At 73.2% G+C, this 19,868-nt stretch carries 9 protein-coding genes; 1 reads left to right on the top strand and 8 read right to left on the bottom strand.

The window, feature by feature from the left end; all coding sequences use genetic code 11:
- Window positions 1-116: 116 nt before the first annotated feature.
- From ACFVYK_RS29190 to ACFVYK_RS29175, 4 genes are all read right to left on the bottom strand, one after another.
- Window positions 117-2,924, bottom strand: a complete 2,808-nt coding sequence (locus ACFVYK_RS29190; protein WP_389779191.1) for a LuxR C-terminal-related transcriptional regulator — start codon at window positions 2,922-2,924, stop codon at window positions 117-119.
- A gap of 471 nt (window positions 2,925-3,395) precedes the next feature.
- The gene (locus ACFVYK_RS29185; protein ID WP_389779189.1) at window positions 3,396-5,132 is read right to left on the bottom strand and encodes an ABC transporter ATP-binding protein; all 1,737 of its coding nucleotides are present in this window, start codon (window positions 5,130-5,132) and stop codon (window positions 3,396-3,398) included.
- The gene (locus ACFVYK_RS29180; protein WP_389779188.1) at window positions 5,132-6,916 is read right to left on the bottom strand and encodes an ABC transporter ATP-binding protein; all 1,785 of its coding nucleotides are present in this window, start codon (window positions 6,914-6,916) and stop codon (window positions 5,132-5,134) included. The genes ACFVYK_RS29185 and ACFVYK_RS29180 overlap by 1 nt, the downstream gene beginning before the upstream one ends.
- Window positions 6,917-7,085: 169 nt before the next feature.
- A complete protein-coding gene (locus ACFVYK_RS29175; RefSeq protein ID WP_389779186.1) occupies window positions 7,086-9,257 on the bottom strand; it encodes an MMPL family transporter in 2,172 nt (723 codons plus the stop codon).
- 263 nt (window positions 9,258-9,520) lie between these two features.
- On the opposite strand from ACFVYK_RS29175, the gene ACFVYK_RS29170 reads away from it, so the two are divergent.
- The gene (locus tag ACFVYK_RS29170; RefSeq protein WP_389779184.1) at window positions 9,521-10,117 is read left to right on the top strand and encodes a TetR/AcrR family transcriptional regulator; all 597 of its coding nucleotides are present in this window, start codon (window positions 9,521-9,523) and stop codon (window positions 10,115-10,117) included.
- 106 nt (window positions 10,118-10,223) lie between these two features.
- Here ACFVYK_RS29170 and ACFVYK_RS29165 read toward each other — a convergent pair whose 3' ends face one another.
- From ACFVYK_RS29165 to ACFVYK_RS29150, 4 genes are read right to left on the bottom strand one after another with little or no spacing between them, the layout of a single operon-like run.
- The gene (locus ACFVYK_RS29165; RefSeq protein ID WP_389779182.1) at window positions 10,224-12,632 is read right to left on the bottom strand and encodes an SDR family NAD(P)-dependent oxidoreductase; all 2,409 of its coding nucleotides are present in this window, start codon (window positions 12,630-12,632) and stop codon (window positions 10,224-10,226) included.
- Window positions 12,629-14,056, bottom strand: coding sequence for a cytochrome P450 (locus ACFVYK_RS29160; RefSeq protein WP_389779180.1), 1,428 nt, complete (start codon window positions 14,054-14,056; stop codon window positions 12,629-12,631). The genes ACFVYK_RS29165 and ACFVYK_RS29160 overlap by 4 nt, the downstream gene beginning before the upstream one ends.
- A complete protein-coding gene (locus ACFVYK_RS29155; RefSeq protein ID WP_389779179.1) occupies window positions 14,053-16,794 on the bottom strand; it encodes an SDR family NAD(P)-dependent oxidoreductase in 2,742 nt (913 codons plus the stop codon). The genes ACFVYK_RS29160 and ACFVYK_RS29155 overlap by 4 nt, the downstream gene beginning before the upstream one ends.
- Window positions 16,791-19,865 carry an SDR family oxidoreductase gene (locus tag ACFVYK_RS29150; protein WP_389779177.1) on the bottom strand — a complete coding sequence of 1,025 codons (3,075 nt, stop codon included), beginning with the start codon at window positions 19,863-19,865 and terminating at the stop codon, window positions 16,791-16,793. Before ACFVYK_RS29150 ends, ACFVYK_RS29155 begins: the two co-directional genes overlap by 4 nt.
- Window positions 19,866-19,868: the final 3 nt, after the last annotated feature.

The following is a 19,868-nucleotide window of genomic DNA, read 5'->3' as shown; positions in this document are numbered from 1 at the left end:
GTTTATTGGGGGGGGCGGGGGCTCCGGGGGGGCGGGGGGGGGGGGGCCCCGGGGGGGGCCCCACGGGGGGGGCCCGCGGGTTCACCGCCCCGCGGGGGCCACCGCCGTCACCCGCCCTAGGCGACGTTCTCCGAGCCCGCCCCCAGGAACCGCAGCGCCGGCATCCGGCCGCCCTCCCGCGACCGCCCGAGCAGCTTGTCCAGGCCGCGCTGCAGCTCGTTGCGGGCCGTGATCCCGAGCTTGTGGTAAATGCGGTGCAGATGGTTCTCCACCGTGCGCACGGAGACCACCAGCCGATCCGCTATGTCGCGGTTGGACATCCCGGCCGCCGCGAGCACGGCGACCTCCTGCTCCCGGGGGGTCAGCGAGGCGGAATCGCGCTCCTGCCGCACGTCCCCCTCCAGCCACGGAGGCAGCATGGTGCCGCAGCCGCGCAGCAGCTCCTGGCACGAGGCCCAGGCCTTGCGGCTCCTGCCGAACTGTCCCGAAGCCCGGAACACCCGGGCGGCCTGGGCCGCGGCCTCGCTCGCCAGCGGCGCCGCGCCCATGTCGGCGAGCCGCCGGGACACCTCCGTCAGCGCGGCGCCGTCGCCGTCGGCGAGGGCCTCGGTGTAGTCGGCGAAGACGGCGACCAGACCGCCGCTGGCGCGGGCCGCGCGCAGCAGGGCCCGGTGCGGGTAGCGCACCGCGGCGCCTTCGGTGAGGCGGGCGGCCAGCAGCAGCGCGGCGCCCGCCCGGACCGTGCGACCGGAGGCCGCGGCCCGCTCGGCCAGCGTCACGGCCTGCGCCGCCGCGGCGGAGTGGTCGCCCGTGTGGGCGACGAGCAGAGCGTTCTCGTAGGCGATCTCGTCCTCGGTGATCGCGGAGGCGCCGCCCTCGCCGCGCAGCGAGCGCATCTCGACCAGGGTGCGCACCGCCTCCGCGTGGTTGCCCGACTCGGCCAGCGCGCCGGCCAGTTGGGCCAGCGGCCAGGCGCTGTCGACCGGGTAGGCGTGGGCCGCCTCGGAGGCGATCGCGCCCCGCAGCAGTGCGACGGCCTGCTGGGGCTGGCCCAGCATCCGCAGCAGGCGGCAGCGGTCGAGCAGGGCCTGCAGCAGCACCGGGCGGCCGTGCCCGGGGTCGTAGCGGTGCACCGCGTCCAGGGCCGCGGCGGCGGCCCTGAGGTGGCCGAGGAGCGAGGAGCAGCGCGCGGAGACGGAGTCGGCGAGGAGCCGGGCGTCGGCGTCCCAGTCCTCGGACGCGTCCTGGTAGCGGTCGAGCAGTTCCAACCCGGCCGCCGGGTCGCCGAGTTCGGCGTGGGCGAAGGCGACCGTGGGGACGACCGTCTGGGCGAGCTGGACGTCGGAGGAGTCCATGGCGAGCGCCTTGTGGCCGAGCGCGACGGCCTCGTGCAGCCGGTCCAGCGTGACGGCGATCATCACGCGGGTGCCGTGGAGCACCCCGGCGCGTTCCGCGCCGACGGCCGCGATCGCGCGGTCGAGGAGGTCGCTCGCCTCCTCGACGCGGCGCAGACTCCACGTCATGTTGGTCACGCGGGTGTGCACGGCGCTGATGTGCTCGTCGAGCGGCACGCTCACACCGGACTCCAGTGCGGCCGCCAGGACCGTCTCCGCCTCGGCGGGCCGGTTCCTGCCGACGAGCACCCGGCCGAGCAGCAGGGCCGCACGGACACCCTGTTGGGCGTGCTCCTGACTGCGCGCCGCGCGAGTGACGAGCCGGCGCAGCCTCTTGCCGTAGTCGGCGGAGTCCGGAGCGGGACCGGGCAGCGGCGCCGTGTCCAGATCGGACGGCGCGTCCTCGAGGGCCAGCAGGCACATGCGTTCGGCGAGCGGGAACTCCCGGCGCCGCAGGGCGATGGGGGCCGCGGTGAGCAGCTGCTCCCGCTCGGGGACGAGCCCCGCGTCCATGCGCAGTGAGGCGATTCGCAGCACGTCCTCGTCGCGGCGTGCGCCCGAGCGTTCGAGGGCGTCGGCGACCTCGCGGCGCAGTCGCGCGGCGGTGAGGTCGGACATGCGGGACGCCACCACGACGCGGCTGAGCGGCACGGCGAGGCGCAGCCGGACGCGTGAGCGGCTGCGCTCGACACTCACGATGCGGCGCAGATGGAGGGATTCGGCCGCCTTGGACAGCCCCGCCGCGGCGACGATCTCGGCCTCCAGCGGTTCGGCGACGGCGAGCATGTGGACGAGTTCGTGCTCGTCGTGGTCGAGGTCGCGCAGTCCCAGCCGGATGACGTCCGAGAGCCGTCTGCCGGGGGCCTCGGTCAGTCCGGGCCAGCGCCAGATGCCGTCGACGCACCGCAACGAGTCGTCCTCCAGGGCGTGTTCGACCAGTTCGCGCAGCATCAGGGCATTGCCGTGCGTGGCGGCCCACAGGCGTTCCAGCGTGGTGGTGTCGGTGTGCCCGCCCAGTCGGGCCCGCAGCACGCCGTCCATCGCACTGCGGTCGAACGGCGTCACCTCGACGCGCTCGACCAGCCGCTCCACCCAGAGCTTGTCCACGCCGGCCGGGGTCGGGGCGTCCTGCCTGACCGTGGCCACCACCGTCAGGCACCCCGCCGCGACCAGGAGGTGCAGGCGGAGGCTGGCGGCGGTGTCGAGCAGGTGGACGTCGTCGATCCCGATCAGGGGCCGCTCCCCGCCCCTGCTTTCCGCCGAGGCGAGTTGTACGGCCTCCAGGCACTCGCTCAGCGAGCCGAACCCCCGCGTGCGCGGACCGCTGTTCCAGCCGGCTCCGCCGACACACAGCACGGTGCGGCCCTCCTCGCCCGCCTGTCGCAGCGCGGCCGACAGCAGGACGCTCTTGCCCACCCCCGGTGCGCCCACGAGCAGCGCTCCGCCGCGGTCCGCGATGGCGCTGCCCAGGGTCTGCAGCTCGGTCTCCCGGGCTGTTATCGGCCAGTCTAAAGAATCGCTCGTTGACATCTGTTCCCGCCCCCGCGGTGGAATTGAGATTCGGCCATCTTGCGACGCGTTTCCGAAGCCGCCGACATACTTCAACGTTGGACTTTTGAAGGGCCGGCGCAGTCGGCGTGTGAAGGTGAGTGGAATTCAACATTCCGCAGTCGAAGCCGCCAATACGCCGCATACTCCAGGTGTTTGCGTCCGCTTTTCCATCGAGCTTTGGCGAGTATAGACCGGTGGATGACCGGAGTAGTAGTTGTCTTGTAACACCGAGTTGAACATTTCAACTACCTGGGCGTCTCCGGTTATCGAGGAATGCCGAAGGGAAAGAGGAAGGGGAATCGGGCAATCCTGGCATCGCCGCCGCCGGTGATATCGCTGCGCTGTGGCGCGATTCACGTGGCCTTCTCGTGGTCCATGTTTCGACCATCGCCGAGCGGTCTCCCCGGATTGCCCGGAGAGACCGCTTTCTCATTGTCGACTGAAAGTCAGTCAGGAACGCTTTCCGGCCAGACTCCACCCCAGCGCGCGGCTGCGCTGGGCCCAGAACGAGGCATAGCGTCCGTTTGCCGCGAGCAGCGCTTCGTGCGTGCCGCGCTCGGTGATCCGGCCCTCGTCCAGGAACAGGATCTGGTCGGCGGCGGCGACGGTCTGCAGCCGGTGGGCGATGACCAGGAGCGTGCGACCGGCGGTCAGCGCGCTCAGCGCCTCCTGCACCGCCCGCTCGTTCTCCGGGTCGAGTGACGCGGTCGCCTCGTCGAGCAGCACGATCGGGGCGTCCTTGAGGATCGCCCGGGCGATCGACACCCGCTGCCGTTCGCCGCCGGACAGCAGTGCGCCGCCCTCGCCCACCCGGGCGTCCCAGCCGTCCGGCAGCCGGTGCACGATCTCGTCGACCCGGGCCAGTCGGGCGGCCTCCCGGACCTCGGCGTCGGTGGCCGCGGGGCGCCCGACCCGGATGTTGTCCAGGACGGTGCCCTCGAAGAGGTAGACGTCCTGGAAGACCACCGAGACGCGGGCCATGAGGACCTCGGGATCGACGTCCCGCACGTCCACCCCGCCGACGCGCACCACGCCGGTGTCCACGTCCCAGAAGCGCGGGATGAGTTTGCTCACCGTCGTCTTGCCGGAACCGGAGGGCCCGACCAGCGCCGTCATCGTGCCCTCGGCCAGGGTCAGGGACACGTCGCGGAGCACCTGCTTGCCGTCGTAGCCGAAGCCGACGCCCTCGAACGCGACATCGTTGCCCGCGGGGACCCGCGGGGCGCTCGGCTCCGGCAGCGTGGGCTGCGCCAGCAGGTCGGCCACCTGGGCCAGAGCGGCGCGCGCAGTGTTGAGGGTCGAGCCGAGCACCGCGGTCTCCGAGATCGGCTCGGTGAACCGCACCGCCAGCACCAGCAGCGCCAGCAGTTCGGCGGCGTCCAGGCTGCCGTCCAGCGCCAGGTAGACGCCGGTCACCAGGACGGCGGTGAAGGCCGCCTGGATCACCAGCGCGAACCCGACCAGGCCCGGGACTCCGGTGACCAGCACCCGGCGGGAGGCCTCGGTCTGGGTACGCAGCGCGTCGTCGAGCCGGGCGCCCCGGCGGGCCTCGCCCCGGCCGAACACCCGCAGCACCGGCTGCAGCTGGGCGAACTCCACCACCCGGCCGCCGGTGACGGTCCGGGCGGCGGTGCGGGCGGCGTCGGCGCGACGGGTCAGCGAGGTGCTCCACCGGTAGACGAGGACGATCAACGGGACGGTGAGCGTGGCCGCGAGAGCCAGCCGCCAGTCGAACAGGTACATCAGCACGACCACCGTCGCGGGGGTCACGAAGCTCGTCACCAGGGGGCGCAGCAGATGCGCCGGCACGCCCATGACGTCCATCACGCTCTTGGTGGCGAGCTGGCCGAGCTGGCCCACGCGCTCCGGCGCGAACCAGCCCAGCGGCAGTTCGGCCACCCGGTCACCGATGCGGTGACGCAGGATCCTGGCCAGCGCGGCGCCGGCCTCGAACCCGATCAGCAGACTCCAGAAGTACGCCGCGCAGTACAGCGCGGCCACCGCCAGCAGGGCCCACAGCCACGGCCAGACGTCGTCCGGGTGCTTCCCGAACAGCGCCTCGAGCACCGGGACCAGCAGCGCGAAGGCGACGCCCTGCAGCACCGCGCCCACCACGAGCGCGACGTGCATCCGGCGTAGCGCCCGGGCGTTCTCGGGGCCCACCACGTCGATGAGTTGACGGATCATCAGCTGACTCCTCCCGCCGTGCCGGCCTCCACGGACGCGGAGCCGTGCGGCTGCCACCGGGGCATACGTTCATGGGCGTGCCACATCCGGGCGTACCGGCCGCCGGCCGCGACCAGCGCGGCGTGCCGGCCCCGCTCGACGACCCGGCCCTCCTCCAGCACCACGATCTGGTCGGCGCCGACGACGGTGGAGAGCCGGTGGGCGATCATCAGCACGATCCGGCCCCGGGTCAGCTCCGACAACGCGTCCTGCACGGCGGCCTCGGAGTGCGGGTCGGCATAGGCGGCGGCCTCGTCGAGGACGATGACCGGGGTGTCGGCGAGGAGCGCCCGGGCGATGGACACGCGCTGCGCCTGGCCCCCGGACAGCCGCGCGTCCTCGCCGATCACCGAGTCGTAGCCGCGCGGGAGCGCCTCGATCACGTCGTCGACGCAGGCCGCGCGGGCCGCGGCGCGGACCTCGGCCGGATCGGCGTCCGGGCGCGCCATGCGGATGTTGTTCGCGATCGTGTCCTGGGCCAGTCGCACGTCCTGGAAGACGAACGCGACGCGGCTGTAGAGGTCCTCGAGCGCCATGTCGCGGGTGTCGACACCGCCGAGGCTGATCGAACCGCCGGTGACGTCGAAGAACCTGGGCAGCAGCGCGGCCAGCGTGCTCTTGCCGGAACCGGACGGGCCGACCAGCGCGGTGACGGTGCCGGGCGCCAGCTCCAGGTCGACGCCGGCCACGGCCTCCTGCTCGCCGTCGTAGGAGAAGCGCACGCCCCGGTAGACGACCCGGTTGTCGGCCGGGCTGCGCGGTTCGGGGGGCACGGGCAGTTCCTCCGTGTCCAGGATCCCGGCCACCCGCTCGGCCGCGCCCCGCGCGATCCGCAGCTCGTAACCCGCGTAGAACAACGACAGGATCGGCGCCGTCAGCCCGATCCCGAGCAGCGCGAACGGCAGCAGGTCCACCGCGTCGAGCCAGCCGCGCGTCACGAACACCGCGCCCCCGGCCAGCGTGGCCACCAGCACCGCGACCGGCGACAGGACGATCTCGGCCGCCGCCTTGGAGAACCGGGTGGAGCGCACCCACGTGAGGAAGAACGCCGAGAAGTCGTCGGCCGCCTCGGCGAACTCGCGGTGCGCCCGGCGGGCCTGGCCGAAGGTCTTGACGACGGCGATGCCCTGCACGAACTCGACGGCGCTGCCGTTGATGCGGGCCATCGCGCTCTCGTAGCGGGGGAGGTTCTTGGCCAGGCCGGCCATCGTGGCGCTGTACAGCGTCAGTCCGACCAGCAGCGGGGCGATCACCACCAGGGTCATCCGCCAGTCGATCCAGAAGAGGTACGCCAGGGACGTGGCGGGCACGACCGTCGCGGTCGTGATGTCGAGCATCGAGTGGGCGATGAGATGGTGCATCGCGTCGACGTCGTCCTGCACGGCCTGTTTGACCTGGCCGGAGTTGCGGGACGAGAACCAGCCCAGCGGCACCCGTCCCAGGCGGTCCACCAGTGAGCGGCGGATGTGGAACTGCAGGGCGTTGTCGGCGAGATGGGAGATCCCGCCCGCCACGAGCGCGACGATCAGCCTGATCAGCAGGGCGCCCGCGCCGATCGCGGTGACCGTCCAGGCACGTGACGTGCGGTCCTCGCCGTCGCCGAGCAGGATCCGGCCGAGTTCGGCGACGGCGACGAACGGCACCACGCCGACGGCGGCCGCCACCGCCTGCGCTGCGATCGCCCAGCGCAGCTTTCCCCTGATCGGCGTGAGGATCGCGCCGAGTGCGGTCTTTCCCGCGGGCATGCGGGCCTCCAAGCGCTTCGATCGGACAGGCGTTAGACGGTGTCTAACGGGAGACAGTACCCACCCACCGCTGATGCGCGTCAAGGGCCCAGCGCGGGCGCGGGCGGCGAGGCGTCGCTTTCCGGAGCCGAAGTGCCGTGTCAGACACGGCACTTCGCCACCGCGAGGCTCAACCCGCCACAGGAACGGGGTTCTTCGGCTCCGGGGCGTCGTCGGACTCCTTGATGCCGAACTTGCCGTAGAACCTGGCCAGCGGGCCCGGAGCCCACCAGGCGGACCTGCCCATCAGCTTCAGCACGGCGGGCACGAGCAGGATCCGCACGAGGGCGACGTCCGCCAGGATCGCGAACACCATGCCGACGCCGAACAGCTTCATCATCAGCACGCCACTGGTCGCCATGGCCGCGAGCGGCACGCACATCAGCAGCGCGGCGCTGACGATCAGACGGCCGATCTTCTGCAGCCCGGAGGCCACCGCGGCCGTGCTGTCGCCGAGCGTGTCGTACTGCTCCCGGATCCGGGAGACCAGGAACACCTCGTAGTCCATGGAGAGCCCGAAGATCAGGGCGAACAGCATGATCGGCATGTTGGGTTCGATGTTGCCCGTCGAGTCGAAGCCGATCAGGCCCTCGAGGTGGCCCTCCTGGAAGATCCACACCACGACGCCGAAGGTCGCGGACAGCGACAGCAGATTCATCAGGATCGCCTTGAGCGGCAGCAGCACCGAACCGAAGGACAGGAACAGCAGGATGTACGTCGCCACCGCCATGTAGAGCAGCATCCACGGCAGCGTCTCGCCGAGCGCGTCCAGGGTGTCGTCGAAGACGGCCGTCTGGCCGCCGAAGTAGGCCTGGGCGCCCGCCGGGGGCGGCACGTCCTTCAGCCGGTTCACCAGGTCGCGCGCCGGGCCGGAGACCTCGGGGCCGTCGAAGGTGACCGAGACGCGGGCGGTCGTGGCGGACGCACCGGTGATCTTCGCGCCGGTGGCGCCCTCGGTGTGGCCCAGCCGCTCGGCGTACGCCTGCAGCGCGGCGCCCTGCCCGGGGGACGTGGCGTCCGACTTCAGGACCAGCAGCGAGTCGATGGACTTGACCGCGTCGCTGTCGAAGTCCCGGTCCAGGGCGTTCTGGACCTGCCGGCCCTCGGAGCTGTTCGGGAGCTGCCGGGCGTCGCTGATGCCGAACTCGACGTGACGGAACGGCGTGGCCAGCGCGAGCAGGACGGCCAGCGTGCCGAGCGCCACGAGCACCGGGCGGCGCATGAGGCCCTGCGCGAGGCGGTACCAGGGGCCCTGGCCCTCCTGGCGCGGCGCCTTCGTCCTGCGGCGCAGCGACAGGGCGTTGACCTTCGAGCCGAGCACGCCGAGCATCGCCGGCAGGGCGATCAGCGAGAAGAGGACCGACAGCACGACCGCGGCCACGCCGCCGTACGCCATGGACTTCAGGAAGCCGAACGGGAAGAAGGTCATGCCGGCCAGGGCGACCGCGACCGTGATGCCGGAGACGACGACCGTGCGGCCCGCGGTGGCGACCGTGCGGGCCACGGCTTCCTCGCCGCTGTGGCCGCGCTCCAGCTCCTCGCGGTAGCGGCTCACGATCAGCAGGCCGTAGTCGATGGCCACCGCGAGGCCCAGGATCGACACCAGGCTCATGGCGAACACCGACACGTCCGTGAACTGCGCGATGACCCGCAGCACCGCCATCGAGCCGAGGATGGCCAGCCCGCCGACCAGCAGCGGCAGGCCGGCCGCGGCCAGACCGCCGAAGACGACGACCAGCAGCACGAACAGCACCGGGAAGGACAGGCCCTCCGCCGCGCCGAGGTCCTTGCCGATCTCGTCGCTGGCCTGGTGGCCGGTGGCCACCGGACCGCCGCGCTCGGTCTGCAGACCCGGTGCGTCGAGCTTGTCCGCTATGGCCTTGTAGGACTTCTCCTTGGCGTTGTCGTCGCCGCCGCGGAGGTTGATCGCCACATAGGTGGCGTGCCGGTCATGGCTGACCTGGGCCGGCATCTTGGTCATCCAGAAGGTCGAGTATCCGGTGACCGACGACTTCGGCAGGGCCTGCACGGTGTCGGTGACCGACTTCTGGAAGGCCGGGTCGTCGACCGTGCGCGTCCGGTCGCGGTAGACGATCACGGCATCTGGCGCCCGCTGCGGGAAGGCCCGCTCGGCGAGCTGCGCCGCCTTGCGGCTGTCGGACCCCGGGTTCTCGAACCCGCCGGGCTTCATGTCGCCGAAGACACCGACGCCGTAGAGACCGGACAGGACGGCGAACAGCGATGTCAGGACCAGGAGCGGCTTGCGCCTGCGGAAGAGGAATCGCCCCAGCGCCTCGAACATGGTTCTCCCTAGGGGTAGTTGGCGAGCGCCGCGCGCCGGCGGGAGACCGGCGTCGCGGCAACCGTAACAGCGTTTTCATTGCTCGCTCCAGGTCTATTGCACACTGTCTAACCGGGTGGACTCGCGGTTACCCCTCATGACCTGTGGCTTTGCCCCGAAAAAATTCTCTCCGAGGGGTTGTGTCCGCGGATCCGTCGTGATCTGACAACAGCCTGACGTGATGTCAGCGCCCCTTCGTAACGCTGTTGTCATACTGTTGGGGAATGGCCAGGCTCAAGACTCATGACGAAGCGCTCCGTCTGCGGCTCATCAACCGCGCGGCTGCCACGGTCTTCGACCAGGGCGCCGCCGCGCTGAGTCTTCGGCAGCTCGCAGCAGAGGCGAAGACCTCCACCACGGCCGTCTACTCGCTGTTCGGCAACAAGGCCGGACTCCTGGCCAGCCTCTACGAGGAGGCCGCCCGGCTCTTCGTGGTGCGGCTGGCCGCCGTCCATCCGACCGACGACCCCGCACGCGACGTGATCCGCCTCGGGATCGCCTACCGGCAGTACGCACTCGCGAATCCCCATCTCTACGCGATTCTCTTCTCGGACAGCCTGGCCCGGTTCGAGCCCGCCGAGGCGGGGCAGCGCGAGATGCTGGAGATGTATCAGCCGCTCGTCGACGCCGTGCGCCGCGGACAGCGCGACGGGCAGTTCTCCACCGAGCTCGGTCCTGAGGTCGTGGCGTTGGCCTGCTGGGCGACCGCCCATGGGCTGGTGTCCTTGGAACTGTCCGGCAACGAGCCGCCGGGGCTGGCGATCGCCGACTCCTACGAGCGGATGCTGGGTGCCGCGGTGGCCGGGTGGCGGGCCGGCTGAGCCGGCAGCGAAACGTTCGCAGACAGAAAGCGGGCCCGGATCCCCGATCCGGGCCCGCTGTGCGTCGCCTGTGGACGGGCGGTGGCGTCGACCCGTGCCGGCGGCCTCAGCCCGAGATCGCCACTCCCTCCGCGAGCAGGACCGCGACGCCCTCGCGGACGCCCGTCCAGCGGTCCGACCCGGCTTCACGGCGCAGGCGTCGGACGCGTTGGGCGCCGGGCGCGACGACCAGGCGGCGGACGGACAGGGTGCCCGGGGCGGCCCGGGGGGAGTCGCGGTCGGCGGCGCGGACCAGCGCCTCGACGGCCGCGGGATCGACCGTGGGGGAGGGCGGGAAGGGCACGGTCCACAGGTCCGCGGGGAGGACCCCGGGGACCGTGTCGTCGCCCTCGGGGGTCTCGGGGAAGACCACGCCCGCCCAGTCCAGCAGGCCGGCGTGCCGCCGCTGCGCACGCTCCGCGGGGCCGTCGTCGCACGCGTCGGCGCCGGGGTCCGGCAGGCCTCCCGCAGGCTGCTCGCCGTAGACCAGGGTCACGGACGCGACGTCCCCTCCGGCCGCGTCGCGGACGGTGACGTCCACGCACCACTCGCCGTCGCGCCGCGCCCCCCGCGCCTCGCGGCGCAGGGTGAGCGCGTCGCCGCTGAACCGCAGCCCCGCGAGCCGCACCCGCAACGCGCGCAACTCGCGCAGATGCAGCAGGGGCCAGCCCTCCGGAACCACCCAGTCGCCCGCGGCCACCGCGAACTCGGCGACGACGGTTACCGGGACGGCGAGTTCCCCGCCGACCCTGAACTCCCCCAGGCAGGGCTGCTGACGCGCCGTCAGGGTCTGCGAGGTGCGCAGCATGCGGAAGATCTCGTATTCCTCCACGTCACCCAGATAATGATCCAGAGCGTGCAGCCGGGGCAGGTCGGGGTGGCCCGTGAGCCTGCCGAAGCCGCGCAGTTGGCCGGGGGAGAGGACGGCGCCGATACGGCCGAGGAATACCGCTTCCCCGGTGTGCCCCGAGGCCAGCTCGGCAGCCCACAGCCGGGCCCCCTCGGCGGGATCCAGGGTGGAGACGTACCGCACGGCGGCCGCGTAGTTGGCGATGACGCCGAGCCGTTCCCAGGTGGGCCAGCACAGGGTCTGCACGGGCAGCCCGAGGTTGTCGCGCGCCCAGAAGCCCAGCCTGGCCAGCGCTTCGTTGCCCGCCGCGTAGTCGACCTGGCCCACCATGCCGCCCATGCGGCCGGCCAGGGATCCGACGTTGCTCAACAGCCGCAGCCCGAAACGGCGTTCGGGCCGCGCGAGGACGGCGGCGACCAGGTTGGCGAAGCCGGTGACCTTGACGTCGACGGTGCGGGCCACACCGTCGGCCGACTTGCGGTCGAAGCGGGCGGGCTCGTCGATCCCCGCGTTGTGCACGATATGGGTCGGTCCCCGTCCCAGCTCGGCGAAGACCCGCTCGACCTGGTCCGCGTCCGTGCAGTCGCACCGCAGGTAGTCGACGCGCAGCCCGTCGGCCGCCGCGCCCGCGAGGTTGCGGTGCACGGCCCGGTTCTCCTCGGCCCGGCGCACCTCGCGCCGTGCCTCGGCCAGCCGCACCGGCGTCCGTCCGGTGGCCAGCCGCGCAGCGCGCCACCGGGCGAACTCCTCGTCGTCCAGCACGACGGGCCCCTCCGGCCGAGGGCGCTCGCCGCGTCCGGTGACCACGACCCGGCAGCCGAACGTCTCGGCGAAGGCGCGGGCCGCCGCGAAGCCGACGCCCCGGGCGCCGCCCGTGACGAGGACCGTGTCGCCCGGACCGGGCGCCGTCGTGCGGCCGGGCGGCGCGCTCGGGGCGGGCCGCCCGGCGAGCACATGGCGCCGTCCCGCGCGGTAGCAGACCTCGAAGTCCTCCGGGCGCGCGTACTCGCGGGCCACCGCCTCGGCGATCACCTCGGGCTCGGCCCGGTCGACGTCCACCACGGCGATCGCGGCGGCGGGCAGTTCCCGCGGAAGGCACTTGGCCAGTCCGGCCCAGATGCCGCCGAGCGGCTGCGGCACCACCGCGTCGCCGTGTCCGCCGAGCCCGCCGAGATGGGTGACGGCCACGTAGACGTGGTGGCCGTAACGGTGCTCGGCGGCCCAGCGCGCGTACGCGCCGTGCACGGCCTCGGTGGTGCGGCCGAGCGCCTGCCGCCACGACGTGTCGCCCAACGCGTAGGTCCGGCCCACCACGTTGAGATCGACGATGCCGTCCCAGCCGTCGGCCGGGAGCCGGCCGTCGCGGGTGTGGCACAGCACGCGGGCGCCGCGCCGCCGAAGTGCCGCCCCGACCGCGTCGACCAGGTCGTGCTCCTCGCCCACCAGCAGCATCCTCCGGCCGGCCAGCGGGGCGTCCGTGGCCGGTGCCGGGCGGGGCGCCTCGACGGGTTCCCAGACGAACCGGGTCACCGGGCGCACGAAGGCCTCGGGGTCGAAGGCGGACAGATGCGGACGCAGCGCAGGCCACTGCCGGACGTCCGCCGGCGGCGGGGAAGTCGAGGTCATCGCCGACGCTCCTGTGCCGTCACCCGAATGCCCTCCTTGGGGAAGAGCGTGATGTACGCGCCACTGCGGGGCGCGTCGTCGACCAGGGTGAGCCGGAAGCGGCCGTGCACCGTGGCCACCGCCTGGCGCAGCAGTCCCAGCCCCATCCTCTTGCCGATGCACTGGCGGCGCCCGCCGCCGAAGGGCACATAGGCGGACCGGTCGCGTTCGGCGCAGGCCTCGGGGCCGAACCGCTCCGGGTCGAACGACTCCGGGTCCGCCCACTGCTCGGGGTTGCGGTGTGCGGCGTAGACGGAGATCAGCACCGGTGTCCCCGCGGGGACACGCCGGCCCGCCAGGACGTCGTCGCCGATCGTCTGCCGGGGGAACTGCCACACCGGCGGGTGCAGGCGCAGTGCCTCGTCGACGCATCTGCCCGTGTAGGTCAGCGCGTCGAGGTCCGCCGGGGTGGGCCGGTCGAGTCCGGGGCTCCGGTCGGCCTCCTCCTCCAGCCGGTCGCGGACCTCCGGGTGGCGGGCGGTCTCGTACAGCGTCCAGGCCAGGGCGAGGGCGGTCGTCTCCACGCCGGCGAGCATGAGGGTCACGAGGTCGGACCAGAAGGCGTCCGCGGGCAGGTCGGAGGCGCGGATGAGCGCTGCGACCTCGCCGCCCGCCCCCTGATCGGCGTCCCGGGCGGCCTGTGCGATGACGTGTTCCAGGGTCCGCCGGGCCCGCCGCACCCGTCGCCGGTAGGGGGTGGGGAGGAAGGAGGGCACCAGCTTGTCCAGGGATCCGACCTCCTTGAAGATGGCCTCCAGCGCGACGGACAGCGCGCGGGCGAACTCGCCGCCGTCCCGGGAGAGGTCGCGGCCCACCAGCGCGTGGCCGATGACCCGGCAGGTGAGCCGCATCGACTCCGCGTACAGGTCGAACGGGCGGCCCGCGCGGGCGTGATCGGCCCACCTCTCCGTCAGGTCCGCGAGAGCCGCGTCGGTCTCGGCGGCCCGCGCGCTGATCGCGTTCGGCGCGAAGGCGGGGTTGACGACCTTGCGATGCTCGCGCCAGTCGCCGTCGTCGAGCGTCAGCAGCCCGTGGCCCATGAACAGCCGGAACGCCTCGTAGTAGGCGCCGCGGCAGTAGTTGTCCGCGTTGCCCTGCAGGATCCGCCGGACCGCTTCCGGGTCGGTCACCTGCACGGTGGGGTTGTGCGGGATCATCGGCAGCTTCACCACGGTGCCGTGGGCGCGCTGCGCGCGCACCGCGAAGTCCGGAGGGTCGGCGGCGTAGAGGATCGTGGAGCCGACCACCGGCCAGGCCAGCGGCAGCCCGGTGGGCCCGTCCGCCTCCGGCGGCGGGGCGTCGCCCGCCGCGGCTTGGGTCACCGGGCACCGCTGGGCGCCGTCGAGGGCGCTGTCGCGGTCCTGCGGTGTGCTCTGACGCGTCACGGGGTCGCCTCCTGGGCCTGCTCCGTCGTGTGGTGAGCCGGTCCGGCGTCGCGCGGACGCTCGCGGTAGACGCCGGTGCTCTGGTGGACATGGCCGAGCACCACTCCGGTCATGTCCTTGATCTGCAGCACCACGTCCCCGGCCGCCGTGACCGCCACGGCCCGGTTGGCCGCGCCGCTTTCGAGGTCGAGGCGCGCGGGCAGGGAGTAGAGCTCCACCCGCGTTCCGGCGGCGGCGAGCGAGGAGTCCGTGTGGCCGCCGTACAGGTCGATGCGGCGGATCGTGCGCGGCACGGCGAGCGGGGTCCAGTCGCCGCCGCGGCCCGGCAGGACCGCACGGTCCAGGACGCTCACCCGGGCCAGCCCGTCCAGCAGCACGGACGGCACGACGAGGCCCGAGAACCAGCGGTCGATGCCGGTCCGGTCGGGGGCGTAGTGGGCGCGCCGGCCGCCCGGGTGGATGCGGGTGCCCGCCGTGGAGACGAAGACGCCGCTCAGCAGCACCGCGGGATTGGGCACGTGGTAGGGATCGGCCAGCGGCTCGGCGCCGTGGTCGTCCCAGTGCTCCCAGCGCGGCGGCGCCACCGGCTCGTCGCGCAACCGGACCCGTGCGCTGAAGTGCCGGCGGTCCTTCACCAGCAGCCGACCGTCAGGCGCGACGACGTCACCGGTCACCTCGACTTCGACGACCGACTCCCGCGGCCCGTCGGCGAGCAGCCGCGCCCTGATCTTCTTGACCTCGTCGCGGTCGGCCCGGTAGACGCGCAGGAACGACTCCAGGCGGACGTCCTCGACGACCACCGGAACCCGGCCGGGCACGAGGTGCATGGCCGCTTCCGCCGCGAGTTCGGGGACGAACGTGCCGGGCAGCGTGGGACGACCGTCGACGACGTGCTCGCGCAGATAGGCGTCGCGGTCCAGTCCGAAGCGGCGCACGACGGTCAGCCGGCCGGGGGCGCGCTCGACGATGTCGTCGACGTAGAACGAGGGCAGCCGGGGGGCGGGGGAAGCGGGCGAGGCCGACCCGGTCCGGGACCCGGACGCGTTCCGGCAGAAGTCCAGGTAGCCGGGGACGGCGGCCTCGATGGCGGCGCGTTCGGCGGCCCCGAAGAACACCGTGACGTGCGTCCCGTGACCCTGGTGCGCCTGGTCCAGCTCGTGCAGGAAGTGTTCGACGCCCTCGGCCGTGGGCATGGCGGTGAACTGGGCGCTTTTGGCGAGGAAGGTCCGCATCAGCGGCGTGGCGCCCAGACCGACGTCGCGCCACAGCGTCCAGCCCAGGGTGAGCTCCGCGATTCCCCGGGCGCGGTGGTGCAGGGCGGCGGTGTTGAAGTAGTCGTTCGCGGCGCCGTAGTCGGTCTCGCCCGTCTGGCCGGTGAAGCCGACGAAGGAACCGAAGTTGCACCACAGTCGCGGCTGCCGGCTGCCGAACGCCGCCTTGAGGTGGGCGTAGGAACGGACCTTCAGGTCGCGGACCGTGCGGAAGTCCTTCAGCCGCTTCTGCTCCACCGACGCGGCCCGGTTCGTGCCGGCGATGTTGAGCAGCAGATCGACGCTCTCCTCGGCCTCCGTGATCCGGCGGACGGTGCCGCGCACCTCGTCCTCGTCGCGCAGATCGCACCGATGGTAGGTGACCCGGTCCGCGCCGCACAGGTCCCGCAGGGCGGTGAGCGTGGCGCGGACCTCGTCGGCGGAGCCGAGCCGGTCGTAGGCCATGGCGGCCTCGCGCACGGTCAGTCCCTCCGGGCCCGTGGTCCGGGCGCGGATGAAGTCCTTGCGGGTCAGCCGTGGGCCGGCCCGGTCGGCGTCGGGGTCGGTGGAGCCGATGAGGTGCAGCCGGGGCCGGTCCCGGCGGGCCAGGGCGAGCAACAGCTCGGCGCCGATGCCGCGGGCGCCGCCGGCCGCGACCACCGTGTAGTCGCCGGTGCGCGCCCGCCGCTCGACGCGCTCGCCCGGGTCGGCGACGGCCGCCCACAGCAGCCGGGCGCCCCCCGCGTGGTAGACGACGGGCAGCAGCTGTCCGTCCTCCGTCTCGCGGGCGGCGTCCGGCTCGGCGGTGACCAGGTCCCGTGCCTCGTGCACCACGGCCATGACGGAGGTGTCCGGCCACTCCAGCGCCAGGCTCTTGACGAATCCGGTGAACAGTCCCGCGCACGGGTGCGGCACCCGCGCGGCGTCGACCCCGCCGAGCACCACCACGGCGAACGACTGCGGCCGGGCCGCGCGTTCGACGCAGGCCTTGGCGGTGCGGAAGACGGCGTCGTGCAGGTCGAGCAGCGCATCCGAGGGGGCCGCCTGTTCGCCGTGCAGATCGACCAGGACGCGGATGTGCCGGGGCCGGGATCGGGCGATCGCGTCCTCGAGCGTGTCGTCGAGCGGCAGTTGGTCGGTCCCGCGCACCCGATGGCCGGTGTTCGTCAGGACGGCGGTGCCGGCCGGGAAGAGATCCGGGGCCGCGCGGCCGGCGCGGGGCGGGGCGGCGGGCGCCGGGACCAGCCGCAGGACGTGCCGGTCGAGGAGCCGGGGCCGGGCAGGAGCGGCCGGACCGCGGCCGTCCCCGGACCCGGCTCGCGCCCGGTCGGGGCGGCGCAGCGTCAGCCGGTGCACCGGGCCGCCCGAGCGCACCGGCCGCTCCAGCACCGCCGCGTCGGCCGCCCCGTCCGCTCGGGTCAGGAAGGCGATCAGTTCGCGGGCGCCCTCGGCGCCGAGAAGGGTGGTGTTCCGATCGGCGGCGCTCATGCGGCGGCGCTCCTTTCGATGACGGCCAGCACCGGCAGGCCGGCCTCCTCGGCGAGGGAGCGGCGCGTCACCACGAACAGGAACGCGCCCTCGGCGGCGGGCCGTCCGCCCGCGTCGTTCCAGCCGGGCAGTGCCGCGCCGTTGACGCCGGCGACCAGCGCCACGTCGATCTCCTGGAAGCCGAGGTAGAGCCCGGCGACGTCGAAGGCCTCCAGGAGCGAGGCCTCGCCGGCGTCGACGGTGAGACTGAGACCCCGCAGGTCGAAGTAGTTGCACAGCCGGGCGGCGATGACATTGGGCATCTCGCCCGGGAAGGAGTCCTCGGTGGGCGCGGCGATCAGACCGGTGGCCCGCTCCTCGAGCCGCTGCAAAAACTTCGCCGTCACCGAGGACTCCTCGGCGCCCGCCACGACATGGGCGATCTCGTCGAGGTAGGCACGGGTCTTGTACAGCAGCGCGTTGCGGGTCGCGTTGGTGTGTCCCACCACGACCCCCGCCGTCAGCCGCCGGCTCAGGCAGAACTCCCGCACGTCGTCGTCGAGTTGCTGGACGCAGCGGACGAGCATCAACTGTGTGCGGTCCGTGGTCCGGGCCGTCGGGGGCGGCATCCGCAGCTCCTGGAACGGCGGCACGGGATAGACGGCGCCGAACGACGCCTCGGGAGCGGGTCCCTCGCCCGCGGCCCAGGCGGCGACCGCGGCGGTGTCCGGATCGCCCGGCAGCCGGGACGACCAGCCGACCACCACCAGGTCCTCGTCCACGGGGGCGGGCAGCGCGACGGGGCTGCCGGAACGCACGGCGGACCGGTGGTCCTCGGTGAGGATCAGATGGGCGTTGGTGCCGCCGAAGCCGAACCCCGAGACGGCCACCCGGCGGGGGCGGTCCGGGCGGGCCGGCCACGGCACCGGTTCCCGCGGCACGCGCAGCGCCCCGGACAGCCCGTCGAGCGCCTCGGGCAGCCGCTCGAAGCGGTACTGCGCGGGGATCGTGTCGTGGCGCAGCGCCAGCAGCGCATGGATCACGGAGACCACGCCGGCCGCCCAGCCGCTGTGTCCCACGAGGGACTTGTTGGAGGTGACGTAGGTCGGCCGGTCGCCGGCGTAGCGGGCGTGCAGGCCGGTGAACTCCGCCTCGTCGCCGGCCGGCGTTCCGGTGGCGTGCGCGACGATCCAGTCCACGTCCTGGGCGGCCAACCCACCGCGCCGCAGGGCGCGTTCGACGGCGAGCTCCTGACCGGCGGGCGCCGGAGCGTAGATCGCCTTGCCCCGGCCGTCGGCCGACAACCCGATCGCCGAGAGCAGCCCGAGGACCGTGTCACCGTCCGCACGGGCCCGCGACAGCCGCTTGAGCACGACGAGACCCGCGCCGTCGGAGAACAGCGCACCGTCCGCCCCGGCGTCCAGCGCACGCACCGCGCCGCCCGCGGACAGCCCGTTGAGCTTGGCGAACAGCACCGAACCGCTCGGCGCCAGGGCGAACGAGCCACCGCAGACGGCGACGTCACTGTGCCCGGACAGCAGGTCGCGCACCCCGAGGTCCATCGCGTAGAGGGAGGAGGAGCACGCGGTGTCGACCATGTGCAGGCGGGTGTCGGGCGGCAGGACGCCGGCCATCGCGTCCTCGCCGACGCGGTGCGGGAGATACGCGGCCGACGGGTCGTCGCCGCGGTGGAAGCGGCTGCGCAGGGCCGCGCCGAGCGGCCCCCGGACCGCGTCGTCGCCGTCCTCGGCCAGCGTGTCCAGCGCGGCGCGCAGCACGAAGGCCTCCTCCAGGTGCTGGCTGCCGTCGGGGGTGTAGCCGACGCAGAAGGAGAAGCGGTCGCCGGGGCGGCGCCGGACGCCCTCCAGCGCCTGGTGCAGACTGTGCCGCAGCCACAGGGCCGTGTGATCGAGACCGGCGGTGGCCGTTCCCTCCTCCCGCAGCCGCTCGTGCGGCCGGAAGGAGGTGATGAAGCCGGAGCGGCGCTGGTAGGTCTTGTCCGGCGCGGCGCGGTCCTCGTCGTGGAAGCGCGCGATGTCCCACCGGTCGGCGGGCGCCTCGACGAACAGTTCGCCGCCTTCCAGCAGCAGTCGCCAGAACTCCTCCGGCGAGGACGCGCCCGGCACGGCCAGGCCCATGCCGACGACGGCGATGGGGTCCTCGTCGGCCGTCACCACCGGGGTCGGCGCTTCGGCGGCCGGAGCTTCCACGGCCGGAGCTTCGGCGGTCGGAGCTTGTGCCGCCTGAGTTCGTGTCTCCTGAGCGGTCGCCTCCGCGGGCATCGGCGGCGCCTGCGGCAGCACCGGGGTCGGGGACATCGCCGAGCGCAGCAGGGTCAGGCCGCCGTCCGCCAGCAGCGTCTGCCCGGTGACCCAGCCGGAGCGCTCGGACGCGAGGAAGAGAACGACCTCGGCGAGGTCCTCGGGGCTGCCGAGCCGGGCGAGCGGAGTCGCCGCGACGGTATTGGCGCTCACGTCCTCGAAGGCCGGGAACATGTGGCCGACGGCGTTGTCGATCAGCCCGCAGGACGCCGCGTTCACGCGGACGCGGTCCTCGGCGAGCTCGGCGGCCAGGTAGCGGGTCAGCGACTCCAGCGCGGCCTTGGAGATGCCCACCGGCAGATAGTTGGCCGGCGCCGTGGTCGAGCCCAGGGAGGAGAGGTTGACCACGGCGCCGCCCTGCCCGGCCGCCCGGGCGAGCAGCGGGCGTGCGTAACGGGCGCACCACAGCGGGCCTTTGACGTTGGTGGCGTAGGTCCGGTCGAGCAGCTCCTCGGTGATCTCCTCGAACGGCACGAAGGAGCCCGCCGCGGCGTTGTTGACCAGGATGTCCAGGCGGCCGTGCGCCTCACCGATCTCGGCGAACATCCGCTCGACCTGGGCCGGCCGGGCGACCGACGCACGGACCACCCGGACGTCCAGGCCCCGTTCGTTCAGGCCGCGTGCGAGATCCTTGGCGGCGTCGTAGGAGTGGAAGCAGTTGAGCAGCACGGTGGCGCCCTGCTCCGCGAGCCGCTCCACGATCACCCGGCCGACGCTTCCGGCGCCCCCGGTGACCAGGGCGATGCGCCCGGCGAACTCTCCGTGCGACACGGG

Origin of the sequence: Streptomyces sp. NPDC058291 (assembly GCF_042880855.1) — a bacterium.
Taxonomy (GTDB): domain Bacteria; phylum Actinomycetota; class Actinomycetes; order Streptomycetales; family Streptomycetaceae; genus Streptomyces.
Note: the sequence above shows the minus strand (reverse complement) of the source record. Positions and strands in the feature narration are given on the sequence as shown.